Source organism: Acidobacteriota bacterium (assembly GCA_026393675.1).
Taxonomy (GTDB): Bacteria; Acidobacteriota; Vicinamibacteria; order Vicinamibacterales; family JAKQTR01; genus JBAXOX01.
This window is the reverse complement of sequence record JAPKZQ010000031.1, coordinates 1-5233: the sequence shown is the minus strand read 5'-3', so window position 1 is coordinate 5233 and position 5233 is coordinate 1. Positions and strand designations below refer to the sequence as shown.

Annotated in this window: 7 protein-coding genes and 1 pseudogene; 4 read left to right on the top strand and 4 right to left on the bottom strand. The window is 64.0% G+C overall.

What is annotated here, in order from left to right; translation table 11 throughout:
* A partial coding sequence (locus NT151_08640) for a hypothetical protein (GenBank protein ID MCX6538985.1) occupies positions 1–1039 on the top strand: 1039 nt, incomplete at its 5' end.
* A gap of 310 nt (positions 1040–1349) precedes the next feature.
* Here NT151_08640 and NT151_08635 read toward each other — a convergent pair.
* Positions 1350–1838, bottom strand: a complete 489-nt coding sequence (locus NT151_08635; protein MCX6538984.1) for an integrase core domain-containing protein — start codon at positions 1836–1838, stop codon at positions 1350–1352.
* A gap of 56 nt (positions 1839–1894) precedes the next feature.
* On the opposite strand from NT151_08635, the gene NT151_08630 reads away from it, so the two are divergent.
* Positions 1895–2200, top strand: coding sequence for a hypothetical protein (locus NT151_08630; protein MCX6538983.1), 306 nt, complete (start codon positions 1895–1897; stop codon positions 2198–2200).
* Between the two features lie 14 nt (positions 2201–2214).
* Here the strand turns inward: NT151_08630 and NT151_08625 are convergent, their stop codons facing one another.
* Together NT151_08625 and NT151_08620 are read right to left on the bottom strand one after the other, a co-directional pair.
* On the bottom strand, positions 2215–2400 hold the full coding sequence (locus NT151_08625) for a hypothetical protein (GenBank protein MCX6538982.1): 186 nt from the start codon (positions 2398–2400) through the stop codon (positions 2215–2217).
* Positions 2400–2599: pseudogene (locus tag NT151_08620) on the bottom strand (DUF433 domain-containing protein). Before NT151_08620 ends, NT151_08625 begins: the two are co-directional and overlap by 1 nt.
* 433 nt (positions 2600–3032) lie before the next feature.
* Here NT151_08620 and NT151_08615 point away from each other — a divergent pair.
* Both NT151_08615 and NT151_08610 read left to right on the top strand, forming a co-directional pair.
* Positions 3033–3263, top strand: a complete 231-nt coding sequence (locus NT151_08615) for a DUF433 domain-containing protein (GenBank protein MCX6538981.1) — start codon at positions 3033–3035, stop codon at positions 3261–3263.
* Positions 3260–3634: a DUF5615 family PIN-like protein gene (locus NT151_08610; GenBank protein MCX6538980.1), complete on the top strand. Its 375-nt coding sequence runs from the start codon at positions 3260–3262 to the stop codon at positions 3632–3634. The genes NT151_08615 and NT151_08610 overlap by 4 nt, the downstream gene beginning before the upstream one ends.
* A gap of 384 nt (positions 3635–4018) precedes the next feature.
* Here NT151_08610 and NT151_08605 read toward each other — a convergent pair whose 3' ends face one another.
* The gene (locus NT151_08605) at positions 4019–5215 is read right to left on the bottom strand and encodes a mandelate racemase/muconate lactonizing enzyme family protein (GenBank protein MCX6538979.1); all 1197 of its coding nucleotides are present in this window, start codon (positions 5213–5215) and stop codon (positions 4019–4021) included.
* Positions 5216–5233: the final 18 nt, after the last annotated feature.

Sequence of the window (5233 nt, the reverse complement as noted above, 5' to 3'; positions counted from 1 at the left end):
GGTAACGGGCGACGAGCTCTCGTCGGGTCGTGTCCGCCGTACGGGGGCGCGGGCTGCGGGAGGGATCAACGGTAATGTCCATGGGGTCGAGCGTACTGGCCGCACGCCCGCCAAACCAGATGCACCCTGCTTACCGCTTACATTGAAGCCGCGGCTCTACCTGACCGGTTGGCCCTGTTTTGTTCTGTCATCTCGTCGTCTGGCCGCACCGGCACTTCGACTAGCGCGCCAGGGGGTTCTGCAACTTCTCAACGGCGGCGTTGTGAGGGTGTCCGAGGGAGCCGTGCCCGGCATGTCGCCGGCAGAACGACCAACCCTCGTGTCATATCGCCACACTCTTCGGGCCGTTCAAATACTCCTCGCATTAGGCGAGCCACTCGAATCGCTCGAAAGCACGCTCGGATGGATTCTCGACCTACGCAGGAACTGGCAGAACGATGACGGCGGATGGGCGCAGTGCGACACCATGATCACTGGGTCTGACCTATGGGGATCATCATATGCTGCCGGTTTGTTGCTCTGGATCATCAGCAGCGAGAAGTCTCTGTCTGGAGTCGATCGGGTGATTGCCAAGAAGAAGCTCCGTGCAACGGTAAGATACCTCGAACACCAGTGGGCGGCATGCAAGTGGGCCATTGGAGAAACCTCGGCCGCCCAGAATGCACCTGTCATCTTCCACGAAGTGGCTGAGAGCTTGGCCATTGCGCGTTCGCCCGCGTTAAGCGAGGTCCTACAGTGGCTTAAACAGTGGATAACACCGGCAGGCACGCTAAGTCAGGACTATTACACCCTTTGCAAGGATACCGCGCGAGCTAGTGCCAGCATCCGGATGGCCTATGCCTTCCACGTGGGCGGAGCGCCGGTGGATTTCTGGCGACCTCTGTTCCACGCGGCGATTAGGGAGTTTGATTCTGGAGCAGGCATGAATAGCGCGGATGTTGCCTTTTGTCTTGACCTATCTGAGGTCTCGCTCAACACCGTTTCGGCGGAGACCAAGAACCGGCCATTACTCGACACCCCTAGACCGGCCATTGACTGACGCCCAGTGGTCGATAGGTTGAGCTTCTCGAGGACCGGTACGGGGCCGTTCCTCGTGGCCGGGCAGCACCACAGTCCGCGTGCGGTCATAGGGATGCTGACCCATGTGCCCGCAGAAGGTGTCCCTACCAGAAACTCCATCGGCGCGAAAAAGAACTCCCGGTGGCGTGATCAGGGGCGCCGTCAGGCGACTCGCACAACCCCTACCGCGCGGTGCTGGCCACGTCTGGGACGACCGCCGTCCGAGGTGGACGTACCACGCCGGACCACGCCGGCTGGCGGTGAGCGGTTGATGGCATCGAGAGCGACGATCAGGCGGCGCGACGTTCGTAGTGGTGATGCAGACCGCCGAGGTGCGGGACTTGCACGATGGTGCCGCAGGTCGGCGGTTGCGTCGCCCGCGGGACGGGCGCATCCTTGTCCAGCGAGAGGTGCGTTCGCCACTCGTGATAGTAGGCGAGGTACTGACGGAGGTGGCGGCGCAACGAGCGCTCGTTCCACACGATGACGTGGTCGAGGCACTCGCGCCGCACGGAGCCGATCACGCGTTCCACGAACGGGTTCTGCCAGGGCGCACGAGGCGCGATCACTACTTCTTCGATGCCCATGGCCCGCATGGCCGTCTGAAGTTCCGGTCCGTAGATGCCGTCGCGATCCCGAATGACGAACCGCGGTGCGGAGTCCCAGGGCCACGCCTCGCGGAGCTGTTGCGCGGTCCACGCGGCCGTCGGATGTGCCGTGACGTTCACGTGGACGACGCGGCGTCGATCGTGCCACAGCACGACGAACACAAATAACACGCGAAACGTGGCGGTGGGGACCGTGAAGAAGTCGAACGAGGCGCGAACCCGCGGCGATGCCAGCGCACGACGGTGGCGGGCGTGACGATCTGGACGGCCCGTCGCCAGTCCGGCCAGATCCGCGAGAGCACTATCCACAGGAAGAGATCGGCGGGACCGAGACGCGGGCGCCTCGGCGCCTGGCGCTGGAGAACGGCGAGTTGATGGCGCAGGGCGAGAATCTCCACCTCGAGCTCAAGACGCGACCGCACGGCCGAGCGAAGGGCGGCGAACAGGGCGATGAGCAGTGCGGGCATGCCACGGCGGACAGTATCAGTCTCGGCCCGCAACTGCTACGAGCACAAGAGGTGCCGAGTTTCTGATAGGGATAGGTCGTTCAGTCAATCGGGATTTCGATCTCAGCGAAACTGCCTGGCGCCGCTGCGGCAACCGCTGCGCCAATCGTCGGCAGCCTGTTCTTGATCAGACGCCATCGGCCATTGCCAAGAACGATGATGGCGATGTGGTCCGTCAGGGCCGCGCCGACGCCCCTCGGCGTCCCGTTGTCGAAGAGAACCCGCATCAGCGTGCCGGGACGGGCGCGTCGAGGCTGCGGGCGGCAAACTCCAGCACGGCCTTGACGTGGCTCCGCGAAACCCGTCCTCCATGTTCTCGAAGACGACGGCGACGGGCGTGCGTGTGCCCCGGAACACCCAGGCGCCGCTCACCTTGCCAGGGATGCTCTCAACGACGGGGCATTGCGACCAGTCAAGCCAAGCCATTGACCGCCTCCTTCAGGCCTCCAGTTTACGGGATTACGGCCGGGCCGTCACATCTGCGTATCGGCCGCCCGTTCGATCGGTTATCAGCCTCGACTCCGAGTCGCGCCATCACGGGCCGCTTCTGGCCAAGATTCAGTCCGAGACGGCGGTGCCGGCGCCCGCCACATAACCGCTATGTCACAATCGATCAGCGTGCGAATAGTCGCGAATTCAGGCATGTTATTGAGGGTCTCAGACAAGCGGACTTCTGATCCGGGTTCGCACTCCATTCAAGACGACGGGCCAAGAATGCCGGAGGTCGTTGCGCAATGCTCGCAGTTGATGCGCGCGTGTGCCTCCACCAGGGTGCCTTCCCGTCACGAGCACGCGCCGGTCCCGGGAGCGGTATACTGACTAGTACAGGCTGAAGCCAATTCAGCGCGTGAGGCCGAACATGGAATTCAATCGAATCACAGCCGATTCCCGCCAACTCGGCGGCGTTCCCTGCATTCGCCGCCTGAGGATTCCGGTGGCGACCGTGGTCGGCATGGTGGCCGAGGGAATGACCACGGCTGAGATCCTCGAAGCCTATCCGGATCTCGTCGAAGACGACGTCCGGGAGGCGCTTCAATTTGCTGCGGCGGCGGTTAGAGAACGCGACCTTCCCCTCGCATCCACGCTGTGAAGTTTCTCGTCGACAACGCGCTCTCGCCCCGCGTGGCCGAACTGCTCCAGGAGGCCGGCCACGACGCTGTGCATGTGCGCAGCCGAGGCCTGCACGCAGCCGACGACGAAGAGTTGTTTGCCCTGGCGGCGGCCGAAGGGCGGACGATCATATCGGCCGACACTGATTTCGGCGCCCTTCTCGCGCTCCGACGCGAGTTGCGGCCGTCACTCATCCTGTTCCGTCGTGGTACGCCGCGGCGGCCGGACCGTCAGGCTGCGCTCTTGATCGCCAACCTGCCGTTGCTGGAGCCGGAGCTCGACCGGGGCGCGATCGTGGCGCTCTACGATACGCGCCTCCGCATTCGTCGCCTGCCGATTGGTTCGGATTGAGATCGATCGCCCCCGAGCGGACAACCCGACACGAACGGTTCAACCAGATGGACTTCGCGCTAGAACGCGTCGGTCACGATCGCTGCGCCCGTAGCTCAGTTGGATAGAGCACCGGCCTAGTACGCCGGAGGTCCAGCCTTCGCAGCACTCCGGCGCGACACATTCCTCCTGTTGCTTCGGCTGGGCAGGCCAGCCGCCTTCGCATCGTTCCGGCGCGAACCGATCCTCGCGCCTTCGCTCTTCAAGCTACGGCGTCGCGAGCGCGATGCTTCGGCTGGGCAGGCCAGCCGCGTCCTGCCGTCTACGTCAGGCCACGCGGGCCCCGGAACACGTCGCCGACTCTGATTTGGCGCTGTCTCGTAAAGGGACCAACGTCACTGTCGGCTACGGCACCCTCGCGACAACCTCCGCCTTCGCGAGGTACGCAGGGTCAATCTCAATCCCCAGGCCCGGCCCCGTCGGCACGGGCAACCGGCCTTCCTTGATAATGAAATTCGGCGTGAACCAGTCCTGAGGCTTCTGCACGTCGCGGCAGGGGTACTCCATCGCCCGACCGATGTTCGGCGTGCACGAAGCGAACTGCAGAATGTTGACCGACGAGGCTCCCGTCTGGGTATTGTGCGGCACGATCGTCTTCCCGAACTTGCGGGCGATGCGTGCCACGCGGGCGGCCCGAATCAAGCCGCCGTTGTAGTTGATGTCGAAGCGCCACAGGCTCGAGTCCTGCTCGCCGCAGGCCACGGGAATCTTCAGAGCCCTGGCGACCTGTTGCGTCTCCGACAGCTCTTCCCACGGGCACGGTTCCTCAAACATCGCATACCCGAGCGCTTCGAGGCGGTGCCCTATCTCGATGGCCGCCGTCGCATCGTACGAACCGTTCGCGTCGGCGTAGAGCGTCACATCGGGACCGAGGCGCTCCCGGGCCAGTCGCAGCAACGTGTCGGTGCGGCCGGGATAGGCATCGAGGTTTCGGCTCATGCGTCCGCCGATCTTGAACTTGACGATTCTCGTCCCGGTGCGCTCGGCGCTCCGCACATACACCTCGACTTCCTGCTCGGCGGTCGTCTCGCGAACGGATCCAGACAGATACACCGGGATCTCCCGGCGCACGACGCCTCCGAGCAGATCGCCGACAGGCCGTGCCGCCATGCGACCGAGCATGTCCAACAGGCTTTGTTCGATGTACGCGACCGGGCACCAGAATGCCAGGCCCGCCAGTTTGTAGTTCTCCCGGTACACATCGTCGACGAGCGTCTCGATGAGCCGAGCGTCCTTCCCGATGAAGAACGACGCGACGATGTCCTTGAAGATGGGAATGAAGGGTTCGACCTGCTTGGTCGGGGCAAGGCCTGTGGCGCCGGAGACTGATCGGGTGCGCACGAAAAAGGTCGTCCCGCGCCGCAGCAGCTCGATCGACTCGATCTTTGCCGCGTCACGGATCTTGCCGGGCAGGTCGAACATCGGCTGCTCGTAGTCGGGCGCCGAACGTTTCACCTGTGCGCTGGCCGCAAGACGGCGCGGAAGCGAGGCGGCCAGCGCCGCGGCACCTGTCTGTTTCATCCATTCGCGTCGAGTGAACATGGTTGTTATCCTGCCGAG

Bases quoted from the DNA above. Each gene is read 5' to 3' on its own strand.
- NT151_08625 (MCX6538982.1), bottom strand. From the start codon at position 2,400: ATGCGGGTTCTCTTCGACAACGGGACGCCGAGGGGCGTCGGCGCGGCC.
- NT151_08605 (MCX6538979.1), bottom strand. From the start codon at position 5,215: ATGTTCACTCGACGCGAATGGATGAAACAGACAGGTGCCGCGGCGCTG.
- NT151_08615 (MCX6538981.1), top strand. From the start codon at position 3,033: ATGGAATTCAATCGAATCACAGCCGATTCCCGCCAACTCGGCGGCGTT.
- NT151_08630 (MCX6538983.1), top strand. From the start codon at position 1,895: ATGCCAGCGCACGACGGTGGCGGGCGTGACGATCTGGACGGCCCGTCG.